At 35.0% G+C, this 19,574-nt stretch carries 24 protein-coding genes and 2 pseudogenes; 2 read left to right on the top strand and 24 right to left on the bottom strand.

Going from position 1 to position 19,574, the window contains the following annotated elements; genetic code table 11:
• Positions 1 to 144 precede the first annotated feature (144 nt).
• On the top strand, positions 145 to 2,226 hold the full coding sequence (locus RVY88_RS02990; protein WP_024305266.1) for a carbon starvation CstA family protein: 2,082 nt from the start codon (positions 145 to 147) through the stop codon (positions 2,224 to 2,226).
• Positions 2,210 to 2,410, top strand: coding sequence for a KCU-star family selenoprotein (gene kcuS, locus RVY88_RS02985; RefSeq protein WP_011731686.1), 201 nt, complete (start codon positions 2,210 to 2,212; stop codon positions 2,408 to 2,410). The genes RVY88_RS02990 and kcuS overlap by 17 nt, the downstream gene beginning before the upstream one ends.
• A 135-nt stretch (positions 2,411 to 2,545) precedes the next feature.
• On the opposite strand, the gene aldA is transcribed toward kcuS, so the two are convergent.
• The 24 genes and pseudogenes from aldA to rpsE form a co-directional block, all read right to left on the bottom strand.
• Positions 2,546 to 3,994, bottom strand: coding sequence for an aldehyde dehydrogenase (aldA, locus tag RVY88_RS02980; protein ID WP_162167271.1), 1,449 nt, complete (start codon positions 3,992 to 3,994; stop codon positions 2,546 to 2,548).
• Between the two features lie 148 nt (positions 3,995 to 4,142).
• A complete protein-coding gene (tkt, locus tag RVY88_RS02975; RefSeq protein WP_065843888.1) occupies positions 4,143 to 6,044 on the bottom strand; it encodes a transketolase in 1,902 nt (633 codons plus the stop codon).
• Between the two features lie 5 nt (positions 6,045 to 6,049).
• Positions 6,050 to 6,883, bottom strand: a complete 834-nt coding sequence (locus tag RVY88_RS02970; RefSeq protein WP_002848047.1) for a polyprenyl synthetase family protein — start codon at positions 6,881 to 6,883, stop codon at positions 6,050 to 6,052.
• Positions 6,880 to 7,956 (bottom strand): PDZ domain-containing protein, encoded by a 1,077-nt coding sequence (locus RVY88_RS02965; protein ID WP_011731685.1) that lies wholly within the window; start codon positions 7,954 to 7,956, stop codon positions 6,880 to 6,882. Before RVY88_RS02965 ends, RVY88_RS02970 begins: the two co-directional genes overlap by 4 nt.
• Position 7,957: 1 nt before the next feature.
• A complete protein-coding gene (locus RVY88_RS02960; RefSeq protein ID WP_002848044.1) occupies positions 7,958 to 8,269 on the bottom strand; it encodes a YbaB/EbfC family nucleoid-associated protein in 312 nt (103 codons plus the stop codon).
• A 65-nt stretch (positions 8,270 to 8,334) separates the two neighbouring features.
• Positions 8,335 to 8,505, bottom strand: coding sequence for a hypothetical protein (locus RVY88_RS02955; RefSeq protein WP_202930976.1), 171 nt, complete (start codon positions 8,503 to 8,505; stop codon positions 8,335 to 8,337).
• Between the two features lie 9 nt (positions 8,506 to 8,514).
• Positions 8,515 to 8,736, bottom strand: coding sequence for a hypothetical protein (locus RVY88_RS02950; RefSeq protein ID WP_202930977.1), 222 nt, complete (start codon positions 8,734 to 8,736; stop codon positions 8,515 to 8,517).
• Positions 8,711 to 8,923: pseudogene (locus RVY88_RS09215) on the bottom strand (methyl-accepting chemotaxis protein); the annotation flags it as partial. The gene RVY88_RS02950 and the pseudogene RVY88_RS09215, both read right to left, overlap by 26 nt.
• A 504-nt stretch (positions 8,924 to 9,427) precedes the next feature.
• A pseudogene (locus RVY88_RS09210) lies at positions 9,428 to 9,982 on the bottom strand (MCP four helix bundle domain-containing protein); the annotation flags it as partial.
• Between the two features lie 488 nt (positions 9,983 to 10,470).
• Positions 10,471 to 10,818: an aspartate 1-decarboxylase gene (gene panD, locus RVY88_RS02940; protein ID WP_002848041.1), complete on the bottom strand. Its 348-nt coding sequence runs from the start codon at positions 10,816 to 10,818 to the stop codon at positions 10,471 to 10,473.
• Between the two features lie 19 nt (positions 10,819 to 10,837).
• A complete protein-coding gene (locus RVY88_RS02935) occupies positions 10,838 to 12,127 on the bottom strand; it encodes a UDP-N-acetylmuramoyl-L-alanyl-D-glutamate--2,6-diaminopimelate ligase (protein WP_002848040.1) in 1,290 nt (429 codons plus the stop codon).
• A complete protein-coding gene (locus tag RVY88_RS02930; RefSeq protein ID WP_162167569.1) occupies positions 12,108 to 12,656 on the bottom strand; it encodes a hypothetical protein in 549 nt (182 codons plus the stop codon). The genes RVY88_RS02935 and RVY88_RS02930 overlap by 20 nt, the downstream gene beginning before the upstream one ends.
• Entirely contained in the window at positions 12,646 to 12,912 is a 267-nt protein-coding gene (locus tag RVY88_RS02925) for a NifU family protein (RefSeq protein WP_002848038.1), read from the bottom strand. The genes RVY88_RS02930 and RVY88_RS02925 overlap by 11 nt, the downstream gene beginning before the upstream one ends.
• A 224-nt stretch (positions 12,913 to 13,136) precedes the next feature.
• Complete coding sequence (gene rplQ, locus RVY88_RS02920) at positions 13,137 to 13,493, bottom strand: 50S ribosomal protein L17 (protein WP_002848037.1); 357 nt, start codon at positions 13,491 to 13,493, stop codon at positions 13,137 to 13,139.
• 18 nt (positions 13,494 to 13,511) lie between these two features.
• Positions 13,512 to 14,510, bottom strand: coding sequence for a DNA-directed RNA polymerase subunit alpha (locus tag RVY88_RS02915; protein WP_162167570.1), 999 nt, complete (start codon positions 14,508 to 14,510; stop codon positions 13,512 to 13,514).
• 12 nt (positions 14,511 to 14,522) lie between these two features.
• Entirely contained in the window at positions 14,523 to 15,149 is a 627-nt protein-coding gene (rpsD, locus tag RVY88_RS02910) for a 30S ribosomal protein S4 (protein ID WP_162167571.1), read from the bottom strand.
• Positions 15,150 to 15,176: 27 nt separating this feature from the next.
• Entirely contained in the window at positions 15,177 to 15,569 is a 393-nt protein-coding gene (rpsK, locus tag RVY88_RS02905) for a 30S ribosomal protein S11 (protein ID WP_002848034.1), read from the bottom strand.
• A 9-nt stretch (positions 15,570 to 15,578) separates the two neighbouring features.
• Positions 15,579 to 15,947 carry a 30S ribosomal protein S13 gene (rpsM, locus tag RVY88_RS02900; protein ID WP_002848033.1) on the bottom strand — a complete coding sequence of 123 codons (369 nt, stop codon included), beginning with the start codon at positions 15,945 to 15,947 and terminating at the stop codon, positions 15,579 to 15,581.
• Between the two features lie 3 nt (positions 15,948 to 15,950).
• A complete protein-coding gene (rpmJ, locus tag RVY88_RS02895; protein WP_002848032.1) occupies positions 15,951 to 16,064 on the bottom strand; it encodes a 50S ribosomal protein L36 in 114 nt (37 codons plus the stop codon).
• A 159-nt stretch (positions 16,065 to 16,223) separates the two neighbouring features.
• Positions 16,224 to 16,442, bottom strand: a complete 219-nt coding sequence (gene infA, locus RVY88_RS02890) for a translation initiation factor IF-1 (RefSeq protein ID WP_002848031.1) — start codon at positions 16,440 to 16,442, stop codon at positions 16,224 to 16,226.
• A gap of 248 nt (positions 16,443 to 16,690) precedes the next feature.
• Positions 16,691 to 17,449, bottom strand: a complete 759-nt coding sequence (gene map, locus RVY88_RS02885) for a type I methionyl aminopeptidase (protein WP_002848003.1) — start codon at positions 17,447 to 17,449, stop codon at positions 16,691 to 16,693.
• 1 nt (position 17,450) lies between these two features.
• Positions 17,451 to 18,713 (bottom strand): preprotein translocase subunit SecY, encoded by a 1,263-nt coding sequence (gene secY / locus RVY88_RS02880; RefSeq protein WP_162167572.1) that lies wholly within the window; start codon positions 18,711 to 18,713, stop codon positions 17,451 to 17,453.
• The gene (gene rplO, locus RVY88_RS02875; protein WP_010402709.1) at positions 18,713 to 19,114 is read right to left on the bottom strand and encodes a 50S ribosomal protein L15; all 402 of its coding nucleotides are present in this window, start codon (positions 19,112 to 19,114) and stop codon (positions 18,713 to 18,715) included. Before rplO ends, secY begins: the two co-directional genes overlap by 1 nt.
• Before the next feature lie 9 nt (positions 19,115 to 19,123).
• Positions 19,124 to 19,567 (bottom strand): 30S ribosomal protein S5, encoded by a 444-nt coding sequence (rpsE, locus tag RVY88_RS02870; RefSeq protein ID WP_002847997.1) that lies wholly within the window; start codon positions 19,565 to 19,567, stop codon positions 19,124 to 19,126.
• Positions 19,568 to 19,574: the final 7 nt, after the last annotated feature.

Here is a 19,574-nt window from a genome sequence, read left to right as displayed (position 1 = left end):
TTATTAATATTTAATATATAATGTGAAAATTTGATACACTAATTAGGAAATTTTCAATAATATTTTAATTAATTATAAATTTAAAAATAATTTTAAGTTAAATATAATAAAATAAACAACTTACCACATTTTCTGAAAGGATAAATTTTGAAGCTATATCAAAAACTGTTATGGCTGCTTGTATCTGTGATAGGTGCTTGGACATTTGGTGTTTTAGCACTAAACCGCGGAGAGAGCATAAGCGCTGTTTGGCTAGTTGTAGCTAGCGTTTGTATCTATATGATAGGTTATACTTTCTATGGTCGTTTTATCGCCATGAAAGTCCTAATGTTAGATGACAACCGCGCTACTCCTGCCTACACCCTAAATGACGGAAGAGACTATACTCCTACAAATAAATACGTTCTTTTCGGTCACCACTTTGCAGCCATTGCGGGTGCTGGTCCTCTTGTAGGTCCGGTAGTTGCTGCTCAAATGGGTTATTTACCAAGCATGATATGGCTTTTAGTCGGTGTCGTGCTAGCTGGAGCCGTTCATGACTTCGTTGTTCTTTTCTTATCTGTTCGCAGAAACGGAAAGAGCTTAGGAGAGATGATAAAAGAGGAGCTCGGAGCATTCACCGGCGGTGTAGCTATGGTGGGCATTTTCTTTATTATGCTAATTATCGTAGCTATACTTGCTATGGTCGTTGTAAAAGCCTTAGCTGAATCTCCATGGGGATTATTTACCATAGCTATGACGATTCCTATTGCTATTTTTATGGGAATTTATATGAGATTTTTACGTCCTGGTAAAGTTATAGAAGCTTCTATAATCGGATTTATATTTCTTATGTTTGCTCTATTAGGAGGTCACTACGTTGCTGCCGATCCGTTTTGGAAGGATATATTTTCACTAAAAGGCACAACATTAGCATGGCTTACTATAGCTTATGGATTTATAGCCGCTATTTTACCTGTTTGGTTTTTACTAGCTCCAAGAGACTACTTAAGTACATTTTTAAAAATAGGCGTAATAGTCGGTATGGCTATAGCTATATTGCTTGTCGGACCTGAAATTAAAATGCCTGCAGTTACTTCATTTACAGACGGTACTGGTCCTGTATTTGCCGGCCCTCTTTTCCCGTTCTTATTTATTACTATAGCCTGTGGCGCTATATCTGGATTTCATGCTCTTATATCAAGCGGTACAACTCCGAAATTGGTAGAAAAAGAGAGTCAAACACTATTTATAGGTTATGGTTCTATGCTTATGGAAAGCCTTGTTGGAGTTATGGCACTAGTTTCAGCTACTATACTAACTCCTGGGCTTTACTTCTCTATAAATATAGGAGGCCTAGGCACTGACGTGGTAGCCGCAGCTGCTAAGATAACAGAGCTTGGCTTTAGCGTAACCCCTGAAGAGATCTTAGCACTAGCAAAAAATGTAGGTGAAGAGACTATGATGAGCAGAACAGGTGGTGCCCCTACATTTGCAGTAGGTCTTACTTTGCTTTTCCATGAGCTTGTAGGCGGAGTAGAAGCTATGCCGTTTTGGTATCACTTTGCGATATTATTTGAGGCACTATTTATATTAACCGCGGTTGATGCCGGTACTAGAACAGGACGATTTATGGTACAAGATATACTAGGTAACGTTCATAAACCAATAGGTGATACAAAAAACTGGTTTTGGGGTATTATAGCTACTATAATATGCGTTACTGGCTGGGGATACCTACTATATAGCGGTGTTACTGACCCTATGGGAGGTATATTCACACTTTGGCCTCTATTTGGCGCGGCAAATCAAATGCTAGCCGGCATCGCTCTTATGCTTGGAACCGTAGTATTATTTAAAATGGGAAAAGCAAAATACTCATGGGTTACTATAGCTCCTCTTGTTTGGGTGCTTATAACTACAATGTATGCAGCATATCAAAAACTTCTTCCGGCAAATGGAGAGAGAGTTCATGACGCCGTAAGTCACATAGCTACTGCTCAAAACTGGGCGAAAAAACTAGAAACTCTAACCGATCCAGCAGCCATAGCTAAAGCTGAAGCCGTTATTAGAAATAATATAATTGACGCTGTGCTTTGTGGATTTTTTATGATAGTTGTCGTTATTGTAGCTATACAAACATTTAGAATTTGCTTTAGAATTTACAAAGATGGTAATGATAAAGCTTATCCACTTGGTGAAAGCGAATACAAAAAAGCGAGCGATTACAATGGCATTACTTGCTAAACTTAAAAAAATTTGGCAAGCTTATGAGAAATTAGATGAAGCCTTGTATCCTTTGATCGGGCTTCAAAGATATGAAAAATATCTGGAACATTTTAACAAAACTCACCCCGGGAAAGAACCTCTTTCTAGGGCTGAGTTTTTTAAAGAAGCTCAAGACGCTAAAGCCAAAAATGTTAAATGCTGATAAACTTAAAATGGTTTAGTTAAGCCGGTACAAAATAAGTTTAGTTAAGCCGGTACAAAATAAGTTTAGTTAAGCCGGATATATTTTCCGACTATAATTATTTAAATTTAATTATATAAATTTAAAATTTACAAATTAAAAATTAGCATCTTTATTGTATTGCAAATATACAACGTGAGTAGCCAGATACTCTTCAAGCCCATGCTTTCCATCGGCTCCGCCTATACCACTTTTTCTAAAGCCGGCGTGAAATCCTTGCATAGCTTCAAAATTTTCCCGATTGATATATGTTTCTCCAAATTTAATCTCACGGCATGCTCTCATCGCTATATCTATATTTTGCGTATAAATACTTGAAGTTAGCCCATAATCACTATCGTTTGCCATCTCTATAGCATTATCTATACTGTCAAAAGCCACTATAGGAAGCACCGGACCAAATATCTCACTTTGGATAAGCTCACTTTTTTGATCTATATCGGTAATAACAGTAGGTTCATAATAGTAACCGTCTTGATTGCTAGATATGCGTCCTCCGGTTAATACCTTAGCACCGCTATTTTTCGCACGTTCTACCATAGCATTTACTGAGTTTAATCCGGCTTCGCTTACAAGGGGACCCATATCTACTTTTTCATCAGTCGGAATGCCATATTTTACATGTTTCATTGCTTCTACCATTTTGTCTGTAAAAGTTTTTATAATATCTTTTTGCACATAAACTCTCTCAGCGCAGTTACAAACTTGTCCTGTATTGATAATACGCGAGTTTTTTATATAATTTACGGCCGCGTCTATATCGGCATCTCTACAAACAATAGCAGGAGCTTTACCGCCTAGTTCTAAATTTACTTTTATGATATTTTTACTAGCAGCTTCCATAATCTTAGCTCCTGTTTCCACGCTACCAGTAAAACTTACTAAACCTATATCTTTGTGACTTGCTAGTAAATTTCCAACCGTACTTCCACGTCCACTTACTAGATTAAACACTCCTTTTGGAAGACCTGCTTTATGGGCAAGTTTGGCAAATTCAAACGCGTTATTTGGCGTTTCAACACTGGCTTTGATAACAATAGTATTCCCCGTAACAAGAGCAGGAGCCAACTTTCTAGCGATTAAGAAAAATGGGAAATTCCAAGGTAAAATACCGCTTGCAACTCCGATTGCTTGTTTAAATATAAATATATTTTCATTTGTGCGATCGCTTTGTATAATCTCACCTTCATATCTTCTAGCCCATTCAGCCATATAATCAAGATAGTCAGCTGTAAAATTTACCTCAACTCTAGCTAAAGATATGATTTTACCTTGCTCTTCGGTAATAGTCTGAGCTAACATTTCTGAATTCTCTCTTATCTCATTTGCTATTTTTCTTAAATAATTTGCACGTTCGATCGCTGCAAGTGCCTCCCAAGATTTTTGAGCTTTTTTGCTACTGCTAATCGCCTCTTCTACTTGCGATATATCGGCATCTGGAATAGTCGAAATAACCTTTTTTGTGGCTGGATTTAGAACTTCAATGCTCTTAGAGCTTCTATTTGGAACAAAAGCACCGTCTATATACATTTCGTAAGTACGCATGATATTTCCTTTATATAAATTTATATTATCATACACTACTTTTAGCAAACGGTTTATTTTTTTACCGGATAAAAGGCTTATATTTTTGATAATTAATATAAATTTGAGTAAAAAAGTAACAAAAGAGGAGTGAATCCTCTTTTTAAATTTAAAGTAGATTTTTAGCTCTATTGGCTACGTTTGTAGCGGTAAAGCCAAAATATTTAAAAAGTTCATTAGCAGGGGCGCTAGCACCAAAAGTACGCATTCCTAAAACATCATCAGCGTATTTATACCATTCAAGAGCGCTTGCTGCTTCTACTGCTAAAACTTTTGTAGATGGATTAAAAATCGTATTTACATAATCCGCATCTTGCTCCAAAAGCAGATCAAAACAAGGAGCAGATACAACGTTTGTTGCTATGCCCTCACTATCTAAAATACCTGCAGCTTCTAAACAAAGTCCGACTTCACTTCCACTAGCAACTAGAGTTATTTTCGGATTTGAGGCTTGTTTCAATAAATAAGCACCGTTTTTTACATCTCCGAATTTAGACTCATCTAAAGGAGGTAGAGCTTGGCGAGAACATACAAATGCAGATGGAGCATTTAAATTTAATGCAGTTTTCCAACATTCCACATTTTCATTACCATCAGCTGGACGGAATGAGTAAAAATTCGGCATTGCTCTAAATGTAGAAAGCTGCTCGATCGGCTCATGCGTAGGTCCATCTTCGCCTACTCCTATGCTATCATGCGTCCAGACAAAAAAATGCTTTATACCCATTAAAGCAGCTATTCTAGCACTTGCTTTTAAGTAATCGCTAAATATAAAAAACGTTGCCGAAAACGGTAAAAATAGTCCATAACGCGCATAAGCATTACATATAGCTCCCATAGCGTGTTCTCTTATGCCAAAGTGCATATTTTTACCTCTTGGAAAGTCTCCAAAACCTTTAAGTTCTGTTTTATTACTAGGTGCAAGATCTGCGCTACCGCCGATAAATCCGGGAAGCGCGGCAGCTAAAGCATTTAAAATCTTGCCGTTACTATCTCTAGTAGCTAGTTTCTCTCCTTTTAAATTTGGAAAATCAATTTTAGAAAAATCGGGATTTAAAAGAGTGTTTAAAAGCTCTTTTTTCTCATTTGGAAGTTCGCTAACTAGCTTGTCCCACTGCGCATTTGCAAGGTCTCCTAACTCCACGGCACTTCTAAATTTAAAAAGCACGTCATCATCTACAAAAAACTGTTTTTGCGGATCAAATCCGGCTTCTATTTTAGCTTGTTTTATGATTTCTTCACCAAGCGGAGCGCCGTGAGCATGGTGACTACCTTCCAAATCTCCTGCGCCTTTAGCAATCTTTGTACTTGCGATAATAAGATAAGGTTTTTCTTTCGTATCTGCTTCGCAAAGTGCAAATTCAATCTCATCATAATTATGTCCATCTATCCGCGCAACCTCAAATCCAGCCGCTTCAAAACGTACTTTTACATCTTCACACCACGCTATACTAGTATCGCCCTCTATCGTGATATTATTGCTATCATATATAATCACTAAATTATCTAAAGAGTGTTTTCCAGCCAAAGCACAAGCTTCATAACTGATACCTTCTTCTAGATCTCCGTCGCCGCACAGACAATATACTTTATGATTTATAATCTCATTTCCAAGTAAATTTGAAGCGCTTTTTGCCGCCATGGCAAAACCTACAGCATTTGCCACTCCTTGTCCTAATGGTCCAGTTGCTATCTCTACTCCCGGGGTTTCTATCTCGGGATGTCCGGGAGTTTTAGAGTGAAGTTGTCTAAATTTTTTCAAATCATCCAAACTAACGTCATAACCACAAAGATATAAATAACTATAAACCAAGCTACTTGCATGACCACCGCTAAATACCAATCTATCTCTATTTAACCATGTTGGATTTTTAGGATTATGTTTTATATGATTTACCAAAACACTCATTATATCAGCCAAACCCATAGGAGCACCCGGATGTCCGGAGTTTGCTTTTTGAACCATATCGGCACATAAAAACCTTATTGTATCGGCTTGTTTCTTAAACATTTTAACTATCCTTTTAGATATTTATTTATTAAATTTAAAATCAGAGTTTTAAGAGGCGATCCATCAAGCTCGTATAAAATCTCATTTTCTATCTCATCTCTAGCATCTATAGCGCCGTTAACACCCATTAAATTTGTAAAAGAATTTTTAAACAAATCATTATTTACTGTTTTACCAGCTTTCATCTCATCGCTAGTAGCGTCTATTATATCATCGTGAATTTGAAACGCAAGTCCGAGCTTTAATCCTATATTATAAATTTTTTCACATTGTTTGTCGCTCTGAGCTGATATTATGGCACCCATTTTCATGCTAGCTGCGATCAAAGCGCCGGTTTTATGCAGATGTAAAAACTTAAGTTCATCTAAATTTAAATGCTTATTTTCAAAGTAGCAGTCTATGGCTTGACCTATTACCATACCGTATATACCGCCATTTTCGGCTAATGTTTGGACGCATTTTACTACCGCTTCGGCAGGAAGATTAGCCGAACTAAGCATATAAAAAGCATGGGTATTCAAAGCATCTCCAGCCAATACCGCACTTACTTCATCGTATTTAACATGTAAAGTTGCAACGCCTCTTCTAAGATCCGCATTATCCATACAAGGGAGATCATCATGTATAAGAGAATATGTATGAAGCATTTCTACTGCTGCTGCGACTGGGTAAGATGCGCTCTTAAGATCAGGCTTCAAAGCATCTACGACTCCTAAAAGAAGTTTAGCTCTAAAATGCTTTCCGCCTGCTTTCAAAACCCAAGAAAGAGAATCATTAAAATGAGGATGGAAACTATCGACCTTTGGTAAATTTAACTCAAAAAACTCTTCAAAGCTCATCTATAAACTTTCACAAAAAACTGAAAATCATCACGCGAAACTAGATAATAAAAAGCACCATTTTTTGCAGACATTATTTTTTCTATATCGGCTGAGGAATTCAGTTGTTTTTTATCAATCTGCATTATTTTATCTCCGTTCCTAAAACCGGCTTTATACGCTTTTGAGTTTCGAGCTACACTTTTTATAGTTAAATTCGGATTTAAAGTTATACCGTACTGACTTAAAAAAGTACGCTTTTTAACAGGTTTTTTGGCTTTGAGCGAGGATGTTTTATTATCATCGGAAGAATTCATAATTTTATTTGGCAAATTTGACATCTTGATGCTATAAGACTGGTTTTTACCATCTCTGTTAATATCAAATTTCAACACCGCATCTTTTGGAGCAAACAAAATCATCTCGTTTATTTCTCTTAGATTATTTGGTACTTTTGAATTTACAGATACTATAGTATCTCCTGTTAAAAGCTCTTTTCCTGCTCCAAAAGGATTTGCGCTTTTTACTGTTATAGTTCCATTATCATCACTAAAAGTCACGCCTATATCGCCGTAATATACATCGCTATATTTCATAAAATGTTTTATGTATCTATTTCCTATAAATTTATTTCCTCCAACGCCTATACCGACCATAGTACCGCAATCGCAAACTAAAAGTCCGGCTTTGCTAGCGTTATAACTAAGCTCGTCGAGTTCGCCTATATCTTTTGCAAAACTCTTTATATGCCCCATTTCAGTAGAGTTTTTATCTAAAATCATAACCCACATATCTTCTTTGCTATCTAGCTCATCTATCATAAATGAAGCTCTTAAAGTATTTTGGGATTTGATAAGATAAAGCCCTAAGTACGGATCAAATTTAATATAATCCTTACTATCTAATTTATTGTTTTTATCATAAATAACAGCAGCAAGATCCGCATTTAATGCAACTGCGATATTGCCTTTATAGTTAAACTGAGAATCTTTGTTTTTTTGATATATCGCATCTACGTCTTCAGGAGTCGGCTTAGGTGCGCTGTAAGCAAAAATAGCTAAAAATAGCAGTAAAAATGAGCATAATTTTTTCATTCTACACTCCAAATCCGCCAAGACCGCCAAACATAGCAGAAGCGGCACGTTTTTTCTCGTCTTCAGATAGCTTAATAGCATCATTTATAGCAGATATAAGCAGTATTTGAAGACTCTCTTTGTCTTCTAAAAGCGTATCATCTATACTTATGTCTAAAATTTGGGATCGACCGTTAGCTTTTACACTTATAAGACCGCCGCCGCTTTTAGCCACAAACTCTTTAGCGGCAATCTCATTTTCAAACTCTGCAGCCTTTTTTTGAGCCTCTGAGAGCATTTCACCCATTTTAGAAAAATCAAAATCTTTAAACATAAACTACCTTTAGTTTTGATTAATTATAACAAAACGGGTATTAAATTTAGCTTTTTACCGAATTATCAAATCTTGAAAAATCCTATTAATTCATTCAACTTTCTAGATATCGCTTCCAACTCTTTAAGTTTTTCTTGATTTTGGTTCATATTGTCTTGAGTATCATGTGAGACTTTTGATATATTTTCTATATTTGTAGCCAATAAAACCATTGATTCTACTTGATTTTCAGCCACACTTACAACTTAACTAGCTTTATGAGACGAATCAACTGCTTGATTATAAATTTCATTTAAAAGCTCTGCTACGTCGCTTGATAGTTTGTATCCGTCTTCAACTTTTGGAACTCCTTGTTCGATAATACTTACTGCCACTTCGGTTTGTTCTTGAATAATTTTAATTGTATTTGTAATCTCATCTGTGGCCGTGCCTGTTCCTTTAGGCAAGCTTTCTGATCTCGTCTGCAACAACCGCAAATCCTCTTCCTGCTTCTCCTGCTCTAGCTGCTTCGATAGCCGCGTTTAGAGCTAAAAGATTTGTTTGATCTGTGATTTCTGAGATAAGTTCAGCTGTGCCACTGATATCTTTAGCATGACTGCTTAAAAGTTTTATTTGATTTACTTGTTCAGCAACAGTTGCGTTTATCTCATTCATCTTTTGAGCAACTTCATTTGAAGAATTTTTTCCATTTTGGCATAACTCTGTGGCTTTATTTGAATTTAACTGAGTGTCTTTTGCCATATTTGCTACATCGCCGGTTTTTTGTTTTGCTAATTGAACTATTTTTGTAGAATTTGTTGCTATATCATTTTGTTTAGTAACTGATGTATTAACATTCTTAAACGTCTCAATCAAAATCTTAGTTTTATCATCGACTTGATATGAAGCTTGATTTATGGATTCGACTATCTCTTTTAATTTATTTTGCATTTTGATAGTTTGAGCTAAAATACTAGCCTCATAAGTCGTATCTGATTTTATACTTAAATTTCCGCGAGCGACTTCCGAAATAATGTTATTAACATCTTTTGGTTCACCGCCGATCTGCCTTTTTATACCACTTTGTATCAAAAATCCTATAGTAGAAGCTATAACGATAGCTATCAAAGTCAAAACGATCATTATGTATTTAAAACCGGAGGCTTCGGCTTTTATAACATCGGTAAGCTCTTTGTTTGCGTTTTCTTGATAATCTATAAATTTGTTAATAGCAGCCAACCATTGCGTAAATTTGCCAGCTATTTCATGCATAAGAAGCTCATGAGCTTCATCGTATTTTCCTTCTTGTTTTAGCAAAATGGCTTTTTTGTATAAAGGAACGGTGGTTTCATTGATATAATCAATATCCTTTATCATATCTAGCTCTTCTTTCGTTACTGAGCCGATCTGCTTTATAAACTGTTTTAGAGGAGCGTCAGATTCATTATAGAATTTTTCAAGCCTAGCTATATCGTTTAAAAATGTTTTTAATTCATCATTTTCATTTGTCAATATAACATCTCTTATGGCTATAGCCCTATCATGAACCGATCCTCTAAAGTTTATACCGTATCTTTGCTTGAGTGAATTAACATCTGTCATTGTAGATAGAGATTTATCGATAAAATCAACCCTATTTATGCCTATCACGCTAATTATTATCATAAGAAAAATGACAATAGCAAAACTTAGATAAAGTTTTGTTGAAACTTTTAAATTCTCAAAATAATTCATAAACAAATCCTTTTCGTAACTAAATTTGGCGAATTATAACATTTTTTGTTAATTCTATGTTAATTCACATAATTGATACTTATTATAATTCTATTTTTTATCTCTAAATAAACTAATAAATATAATCTAATAATTTATTATTTTTGTACAAATAATGCGATAAAAACTATGCTTTATGTATATTATAATGATAAATATCATCATTTCAAATATTTATTTTTCAATATTTATTTACATTTATAAATTTTTATTTTTTTTTAAAAATAGGATTATTTTAGTCTATACAAATTTAAAAGTTTTATAAATACTTAAATATTTTAATATATCAAATTAAGACTAAATTTATTATCTTAAATGAAGAGTATAGGGTATAAACCTAGGCGATCCAAATTTAAAACTAGATTATTTTTAAATTTAAATAGCCCAAGTAGAACTTATAGTATATTTTGCATCTAAAATCCAATTTGGGAAGCTTGCATTGTACCGTTTCATTCGTTAATTTCGTTTTTTTCATTTACGTGAACTATCGTAGGAGAGAAGTTTTTTGCTTTTTTACGCTTCATCGACGCGTAGCTTACTATGATTATTATATCACCTATACATACTTTTCTAGCTGCTGCTCCGTTCAAGCAAATTTCACCTTTTTTTTCACCTTTTATAACATATGTTTGAAATCTCTCACCGTTGTTAATATCTAAAATTTCAACCTTTTGAAACTCGAGTAAATTTGCCGCTTTCATAAGTCTCTCGTCTATAGTTATCGATCCTACGTAGTTTAAATTTGCATCTGTGACCGTGGCTCTGTGAATTTTGCTATATAACATCTCTATTTCCATTTTAATTCCTTTTTTTGGTTTAAATAGCACTTAAAATTTCTTGAACGACTAATTTATCGCTAAACGGATACTTTTTACCGCTTATTTCTTGATAAGGTTCATCGCCTTTACCAAGTACTACTACTGTTTTACCGGCTGCTAGTTCTATGGCTTTTTTTATTGCATCTTTTCTATTTTCTATAGAAAAAACGCTGTTATTTATCTGCATACCAGCTAGTATATCGTCGATTATTGAATTTGGATCTTCTGTTCTGGGATTATCGCTTGTGACTATAGATATCGATGCGTATTTTTGTACTATTTTACCCATTATAGGACGTTTTGTTTTATCTCTATCTCCACCTGCGCCAAAAACTACTACAAGCTCATCGTGACTTAAAGCATCTAAAACTTTTTCTATTCCATCTGGAGTATGAGCAAAATCGACGATAACAAGCGGATTTTTACTAACTATCTCGACTCTACCTGCCACGCTTTCAAATTTGCGCACAGAGTCAGCAGCCTCTTGCAAGCTAACTCTGCTTAAAAACTTAATGGACCCGATCGCAGCCAAAAGATTATAAAGATTAAATTTGCCTTGTAAATGACTTTGCAAATTTGCCGTTTCATTTTTGCTTTTTATATTAGCTTTTATACCGCCTTTAAAATCATAATTTTCTACGAAAAAACTTGCGTCGCTATTTTTAAGCCAATAAATCATAGTATTTTTATGATTAAATTTAATACTCTCGTCATCACCGTTTATAAGCTTAGGAGAATCATCATCAAAAAAACTTGATTTTACTCTAGCATACTCACTAAAACTTTTGTGATAATCTAAATGATCTTGACTTAAATTAGTAAAAACTTTAAGAGCAAAATTAAGCCCTTCTATACGATTTTGAGCTATGGCGTGCGAACTTACCTCCATTACAAAATATCTACATCCGGACTCTTTTGCCTGCTTTATATAGCTTAGGGTTTCTAGAATTTGACTTGTTGTGAGACCTTTATCTGCTATTTGTTTATCGCATATAAATGCGCCCCTTGTGCCGCTTATCCCGACTTTATATCCAAGAGACCTAAGTCCAAAAGCAATAGCAAACGCGGTTGTAGTTTTACCGTTTGTACCGGTGATACCGATTAATCGTATTCCATCATCTAAATTTAAAATAGTTTTTGCTCTCTTAGGAGTTATGATAATAGCTCCGCTCTTTATCGCATCATTTTCAAATTTAGCATTAGAATTTGATTTAAGAAAAAAGCATCCGCTTTCACATGTTTTGGAGTTATCGGTTATAAAATTTCCGTCATTTAACAAGATTTTCATTTTTATTCCTAAGCTTGTTTAACATCTGTTCTATGCGAATATCTCCGGCAAACATAACAGCTGAACTCTCAAGATAATTAAGCCCCATCTCGTCATATCCATTATCTATAAGCTTAGTGACAAACTCAAGCAAATCCTCTTTATCTGCTATAATAATTTTAGTCGAAAACATAACGCTTTGAAATATATCTTTAAAATCCTTGCCTTTTAAGAGATTTTTAAAATCCGCGTATGTTATAGCATTTTCATAATCTAACTCTTTTAAGTTCTGCATATTTCCACTTTGAAGTATATTTATAATCTCGTTTATATTATCTTGTTGATTATCTTTAGCCGTATTTATATAAATTTCAAACAACGACAAAGCCTCTTGACCGCTTGATTTTGCGACCTCACATAGATCAATGAGGGCTAACAACTCTTCGCTACTTTTATCTTCATAAGCTAGTGAAAAGCATGATTTTGCTTCATCGAATTTAGAAGCCTTAAAAAGTTTTATACCTAGATCTTTGTAATTTTTAGAGTTCAAATTCCTCTCCTATCGGTATATTAACTACACTGAGTTCTGGATGAATATCTACTTTTAGCTGTCTTTCTACGCCGTATTTCAACGTCTGTGAACTAGCTGCACATCCATGACAATGCCCAGTAAGTCTAACATATACAACTCCATTTTTGATCCCAAGAAGCTCCATGCCGCCGCCATCTTGTTCTAGCATAGGCATAATAACTTTTAAGCTTTCTTTAACCGGTTCTAACAGCTCTTCATCGCTAAATGGTATCATAAAATTCCTCTTTATTTTTAGCTTATTATATCACTAAAGGACTAAAACAGAACTTATCTGTTTAGGCTAATAAACATGAATTATCTTTAAATAAAATATCGTTTTAAATTTTAGAATGTTTAATAAATTTGAATAAAATTTTGATTTATAATAAAATAATTAAGAAGCCTTTTTAAATTTAAAAAGGTTTGCCAAGAAAATTCTTGGCAAAACAAGACTACTAGTTATTGGGCTACTAACTCTATATAAGCCATCTCGGCTGCGTCGCCTTTTCTAACGCGAGTTTTGATGATACGAGTGTATCCGCCGTTTCTTGTAGCATATTTTGGGGCTATTTCAGTAACAAGCATATTTGTAGCTTCTTTGTCTTGCAAATGTGCAAAAACAAATTTATGGGCGTTAAAATCACCCTTTCTAGCTCTTGTTATAAGTTTTTCTACATAGCCTCTTAGCTCTTTTGCTTTTGGTAACGTTGTTTCTATCTTACCAGCCTTAACGATAGCTATCGTAAGGTTTTTAAGCAAAGCTGCACGGTGAGAGCTAGTGCGTCCTAGTTTTCTATATCCGTGATTATGTCTCATTATATATTCCTTCGCTTCTTATGATTTTAACTCAGATATCTTTTTTCTGAGCGCTTCTTTACTATCACCTAATGTATTTTCACCAAACGGATAGCCGATTTCTGCCATTACAGCTTTTATCTCATCAAGAGATTTTTTACCTAAATTTTTGAGATCTTTCAACTCACTCTCTTCCATAAGAGCAAGCTCGCCTATATAGCGTATATCGGCTTTGTCAAGACAGTTAAAACTTCTAGCACTTAAATTTAAATTCTCAACGCTTTCAAGCAATTTTGAATGCTCATTTGAGTTTTGACTTGAAGTTAATGCCATATTTACATCTATATTTAGAACATTATTAAATATAGACATCTGCTTGTACATAGCCTCTATTGAGTGTTTAAACGCTTCTATAGGACTTACTTGACCATCTGTTGTCACTGTTAAAACGATCTTTTCATAGTCTGGATTGTCTTCAACCAAAACATTTTCTATCTCATAAACCGCTTTTTTAACAGGAGTAAAGAAAGCATCAAGCGCTATATACTCGCTATCTATATAATCCCTGATCTCTTCGCTAGGCATATATCCAATACCTTTTTCTACTATAAGGCTAAACTTAAGCTCAGCATCTTCGTTTATGGTAGCAAGGTAAGAATCCGGATTTACAATCTCAACTATATCATTGTTTAAATCAATTCCGGTTATCTCTTTTGGCCCTTTAAAGCTATACTCTATGACTTCACGTTTTGAGTCATTTTTGAGCTTAAAACGTAAGTTTTTTAAATTTATAATAAATAGCGTAACATCTTCAAGCATACCGCGCATACTATCAAATTCATGAGCTACGCCATCTATCTTAACAGCAGTCGGAGCAAATCCAACCGTGCTAGTATAAAGTAATCGGCGAAGCGGATGAGCCAAAGTTACAGCGTAGCCTGTCTCAAACGGATATGCTATAATCTTAGCTACATTCTCACTCACATTAACAACCTCAATCTCAGTTGGCATATAAGCTGATGTTGTAATTTTTTTCATAATCGCCTCCTACTATTTTGAGTAAAGCTCTACTATATATCTTTCCTCAACTGGAATGACCACTTCTTCACGTTCTGGAATCCTTGTGAAAATTCCATATTTTTTATCTTTTTCTACATCAACCCAAGCAACTATACCAGTTTGATTTGTAAGTTCTATTGCTCTTACAATCTGTGGATTAGTTTTACTTTTTTCTGCGACTTCGATTTTCTCTCCGGCAGTAACTCTATATGAAGGGATATCAACCTTTTTACCATTTACTAAAATATGTCCGTGAGTTACAAGTTGTCTTGCGAATCTTCTAGTTGTAGCAAATCCCATTCTATAAACTACGTTATCAAGTCTTTGCTCTAAAAGACCTATAAGAAGAGCTCCGGTGTTGCCCTCTCTTCTAGCAGCTTCAAAAAACAATCTTCTGAATTGTTTTTCACTAACGCCGTACATAAATTTAGCTTTTTGTTTTTCTCTTAATTGTAAACCATATTCGCTAATTTTTGTTTTTCTTTGTCCGTGTTGACCGGGTGCGTATGGTCTTTTATCTAACGCGCTTTTACCAGCTAGTCTTCTTTCACCTTTTAGTGCAAGAGATACACCTAGGCGTCTTTCTAATTTTTCAACTGGTCCTCTATATCTTGCCATTATAATTCTCCTAAATTCTATCTAACATTACACGCGGCGGCGTTTTGGTGGTCTACAACCGTTGTGAGCAAGTGGAGTTATATCTTTTAGATACAATACCTTAATACCCTCAACTCCGCCAATACTCTTAACTGCTGTTTCTCTACCGCTTCCTGGTCCTTGAACTTTGATACCAACTTCTTTGATACCATGCTCTTTTGCTTTATTCATAGCGTCTTCAACTGCTTGTTGAGCTGCGTAAGGAGTAGATTTTTTACTACCTTTAAAGCCAAGACCGCCGGCACTGCTCCATGCTATAGCATTTCCCATTTCATCAGTCACTGTAACCATTGTGTTGTTGAATGTAGCAGAGATATAAACGATACCTTTTGCTATATTTTTTCTAACGATTTTTTTCTTAATTACTTTTCTTTTTGCCATTTTCTATCCTTACTTTGTAGCCGCGCCGACAGTTTTACGTCTGCCTTTTCTTGTTCTTGCGTTAGTCTTTGTTTTTTGACCGCGAACAGGAAGACCTTTTCTGTGTCTTAAGCCTCTATAGCTACCTAAATCCATAAGTGCTTTGATATCCATTGCAACGCTTTTTCTAAGATCACCTTCAACCATATAGTGTTCTTGGATCTCTTTACGAATAGCAGCAGCTTCATCTTCGCTTAACTCATAAACTCTTTTATCATAAGAGATTCCAACAGCATTAAGAATCTTTCTTGAAGTAAATAAGCCTATACCGTAGATATAGGTAAGGCCATACTCAACTCTTTTTTTCTTTGGTAAATCAACACCTGCTATACGAGCCATACCTTATCCTTGTCTTTGTTTATGTTTTGGATTCTCGCAAATAACATGAACTATGCCTTTGCGTTTGACAATTTTACATTTGTCACACATCTTCTTAACAGAAGGACGAACTTTCATCTTAGTCTCCTAAAAATTTATTACCACTTTTATTCAACTGCACTTAGGTTTTGACGAAATCTCAAACCAACTGTTTTCAAAATAGTGGTTAATTTTGAAAACACTTCTTCACACAGTTAGTTGCAAAAAGTTGGATTTTATCTAAATTTAGCTTTAATATTACTTATACCTATATGTTATCCTGCCCTTATCAAGGCTATAAGGCGTAAGTTCAACTTTAACGCGATCCCCCGGCATAATCTTAATATAATGCATACGCATCTTACCGGCTATGTGACAAAGTATTATATGCTTGTTGTCAAGTTCGACTTTAAAAGTCGCATTTGGTAGAGCTTCAACTACATTGCCATCGATCTCTATGACATCATCTTTTGCCAATATTTTCTCCTTTCTATTTTGATGTTCTTTTAGCGTACGAATAAATTCGTACTAAAGAACCAAATACTAAAGTCCGTTCGCTTTTGCTCACGCTTTAAGTATTGAGTAAATTTAATTAAATACCTAAAATAAGGTATTTTTACCAAGCAAGGCGATTTTTAAATTTAGAGTGATGCAAACTTAACATCAGTGATTGACTAAATTTAAAAACCAACACAACATAGTCAAAAAAGACAAAGTTAAAAACTTTAAATTTGACTTAAAATCTCTGCTTTACCGTCTATTATCGCTAAACAATGCTCATAATGGCTAGTTCTAAGACCATCTTTGCTCGTCACAGTCCATTTATCATCTGCGATAACTGGTGTACCATCTTTTTGACATATCATAGGCTCTATGCAAAAAACCATTCCATTTCTGATCTTTGGTCCGCTTTTTGGATTATTTCCCTCAAGATAATTTGGAATTTCTGGCTCTTCGTGAGGGCGTTTTCCTATACCATGACCGCAAAAACCCTTTAATGGAACAAATCCTCGATTTAATATAAAATTTTCAAGCTCATAGCAAATCTCTTTAAAATGCATTCCGGATTTTATATACTCAATCGCAAAATAAAGAGCATCTTTACTGCAAGCTATCAAAGCTTCATCAGTAACTGAGATTTTACCGACTGGATATGTTCTAGCACTATCGCCGAAATATCCTTTTAAATTTGAGCCGATATCCACACTTACTATGTCGCCCTCTTTTAGTTTATATTCATTTGGAATACCATGGATAACCACTTCATTTACGCTTATGCAAGCTGCATTTGGAAAACCGTAAAGCCCTTTGAAAGCCGGTTTTGCACCGGCACTTCTTATCATATCTTCGCAAATTTTATCAATTTCCAACAAAGAAATTCCAGGCTTTATATAGTTATGCAGATAATCAAGAGTATTAGCGACAATTTTATTTGCCGCTCTTAGTTGTTCTAGATCCTTTGCATTTTTAATAGATATCCCCATATTAAAGTCCAACCGCACTTAATGTTTGATATTTATTCATGTAAATTTGAGCCTCTATTTTTCTCATCGTGTCAAGCGCTACTGAAACGACTATAAGAACACTTGTTCCGCCAAAATAAAACGGTACTCCCATAAATTTAACCAAAATCCAAGGAAGTGTTGAGATAAGTCCTAGATAAACAGATCCGGTTAAAGTAAGTCTGCTAGCAACCTCGTTAAGATATGTAGCCGTACTCTCGCCCGGTCTGACTCCTGGGATAAATCCGCCTTGCCTTTTTAAATTCTCGCTGATATCTTTTGCATTAAACGTAATAGATGCGTAAAAATATGCAAAAAATAGAATAAACAAAAATGTTAAAAAGTTGAAAAAGTAGCTATTTGGATTTAAAAAGTCGTTTATAGCCAGTATAAACTCATTTGTGCTTGCTTGCAAAATCGTGCCCGGGAACATAAGAATCGCACTAGCAAAGATAGGAGGAATAACACCGCTTAAATTTACTTTAATCGGAATGTAGTTCATTATTCTCTTATTTTGGTTTTGCATTACCGTTTTTCTTGAGTATGAGATCGGAACACGTCTTTCACCCATCTCTACAAAGATTACTATTCCTACTGTTATAAGTATAACAAGAGCTATACCAATAACAACTAAAAAGTTCATCTCTCCGGTATTTACTAAATTTATAGTTCCGCCAATAGCACTAGGAATTCCACTTACTATACCAGCAAATATAATAAGGCTTATACCGTTACCGATACCTCTTTGAGTTATCTGCTCACCTATCCACATAAGAAGCATAGTTCCGCTTAGCATAGAGATACAACTTATAGCTATAAATAGATTTATATCTATCATAATAGCTTGCTCGCCGCCTCGTCCAGTAAGGCTTTGCAAACCTATACTCACTCCTACAGCTTGGATAATAGTTATAACTATAGTTGCGTAACGGATGATTTGCATATATTTTTGCATACCGTCACGCTCTTTTTTCATCTTTCCAAGAGTAGGGAATGTGGCTGCTAATAACTCCATAATAATCGAACTTGTGATATAAGGCATAATACCCAGTGAAATAATACTCAAACGTTCAGCTGCTCTACCACTAAACATATTAAATAATCCTAAGGCATTGTTACTATTTGAAGTAAAGAATTCTTTTATGACATCAACATTGACGCCAGGTACTGGCACATAAGCCAGCACTCTGTAAGCAAACAAAAATCCAAGCGTAATAAGTATCTTGTTGATTAATGTTTTATTCATTAGTTATTTCCAGTAACGGTTATGTTCTCGTCTTTTATTTTGCTTGCTAAATCTTTAGCACCCGCACCAATAAGCTTAACTTTTTTGATGCTATTTGAAAATTTATGAACTGTTTTAAGGCTATCAAGCGTAATTTCGCTTAAAGTTTTAATACCTTCATTTTTATCTACGTTTATGGCATAAGGTTTTACAAATTTAGAAGCAAAGCCGACTTTTGGAAGTCTTCTTTGAAGCGGTTGTTGTCCGCCTTCAAAACCTCTTTTTTCATTATAACCTTTTCTAGCGGTTTGACCTTTACCGCCCTTTGTAGCGGTTTTACCCCAACCGCTACCTTGACCACGACCGATTCTTTTAGTATTGCGAGTTGAGCCATTAGCTTTTTGTAAATTTTCTAGTCCCATGCTCTCTCCTTAACCTTTTAGCATACTAAGCGCTTTAATTGTAGCGCGAACAACATTTGCAGAGTTGTTTGAACCAAGTGATTTTGTAAGTATATTTTTTATACCTGCAAGCTCTACAACAGGACGTGCGCCACCACCGGCGATAACTCCGGTACCTTCACTAGCCGGTTTTAGCAAGATTCTACTTGCGTTAAATTTAACTTCAATATCATGAGGAATCGTACTGCCTTTTAGTTTTACTTCAACTATGTTTTTAAAAGCGTCATCAACCGCTTTTTTCATAGCGTCTGGAACTTCTTTAGCTTTTCCAAAACCAAAACCTACACGACCTTTTTTATCGCCTACTACCACAAGAGCCGTAAATCTAAATCTTCTACCGCCCTTAACAACTTTTGTAACGCGACCGATGTCGACGATTACTTCTTCAAATTCTTCTCTATTATACTTTTCCATCAACAAT

The sequence above is a fragment of the Campylobacter sp. TJR-1 genome (assembly GCF_032840035.1).
GTDB lineage: Bacteria > Campylobacterota > Campylobacteria > Campylobacterales > Campylobacteraceae > Campylobacter > Campylobacter fetus.
Note: the sequence above shows the minus strand (reverse complement) of the source record. Positions and strands in the feature narration are given on the sequence as shown.

Coding starts and splice junctions, on each gene's coding strand:
- kcuS (WP_011731686.1), top strand. CDS start 2,210: ATGGCATTACTTGCTAAACTTAAAAAAATTTGGCAAGCTTATGAGAAA.
- aldA (WP_162167271.1), bottom strand. CDS start 3,994: ATGCGTACTTACGAAATGTATATAGACGGTGCTTTTGTTCCAAATAGA.
- tkt (WP_065843888.1), bottom strand. CDS start 6,044: ATGTTTAAGAAACAAGCCGATACAATAAGGTTTTTATGTGCCGATATG.
- RVY88_RS02970 (WP_002848047.1), bottom strand. CDS start 6,883: ATGAGCTTTGAAGAGTTTTTTGAGTTAAATTTACCAAAGGTCGATAGT.
- RVY88_RS02965 (WP_011731685.1), bottom strand. CDS start 7,956: ATGAAAAAATTATGCTCATTTTTACTGCTATTTTTAGCTATTTTTGCT.
- RVY88_RS02960 (WP_002848044.1), bottom strand. CDS start 8,269: ATGTTTAAAGATTTTGATTTTTCTAAAATGGGTGAAATGCTCTCAGAG.
- panD (WP_002848041.1), bottom strand. CDS start 10,818: ATGGAAATAGAGATGTTATATAGCAAAATTCACAGAGCCACGGTCACA.
- RVY88_RS02935 (WP_002848040.1), bottom strand. CDS start 12,127: ATGAAAATCTTGTTAAATGACGGAAATTTTATAACCGATAACTCCAAA.
- RVY88_RS02925 (WP_002848038.1), bottom strand. CDS start 12,912: ATGATACCATTTAGCGATGAAGAGCTGTTAGAACCGGTTAAAGAAAGC.
- rplQ (WP_002848037.1), bottom strand. CDS start 13,493: ATGAGACATAATCACGGATATAGAAAACTAGGACGCACTAGCTCTCAC.
- RVY88_RS02915 (WP_162167570.1), bottom strand. CDS start 14,510: ATGAAAAAAATTACAACATCAGCTTATATGCCAACTGAGATTGAGGTT.
- rpsD (WP_162167571.1), bottom strand. CDS start 15,149: ATGGCAAGATATAGAGGACCAGTTGAAAAATTAGAAAGACGCCTAGGT.
- rpsK (WP_002848034.1), bottom strand. CDS start 15,569: ATGGCAAAAAGAAAAGTAATTAAGAAAAAAATCGTTAGAAAAAATATA.
- rpsM (WP_002848033.1), bottom strand. CDS start 15,947: ATGGCTCGTATAGCAGGTGTTGATTTACCAAAGAAAAAAAGAGTTGAG.
- rpmJ (WP_002848032.1), bottom strand. CDS start 16,064: ATGAAAGTTCGTCCTTCTGTTAAGAAGATGTGTGACAAATGTAAAATT.
- map (WP_002848003.1), bottom strand. CDS start 17,449: ATGGGGATATCTATTAAAAATGCAAAGGATCTAGAACAACTAAGAGCG.
- secY (WP_162167572.1), bottom strand. CDS start 18,713: ATGAATAAAACATTAATCAACAAGATACTTATTACGCTTGGATTTTTG.
- rplO (WP_010402709.1), bottom strand. CDS start 19,114: ATGGGACTAGAAAATTTACAAAAAGCTAATGGCTCAACTCGCAATACT.
- rpsE (WP_002847997.1), bottom strand. CDS start 19,567: ATGGAAAAGTATAATAGAGAAGAATTTGAAGAAGTAATCGTCGACATC.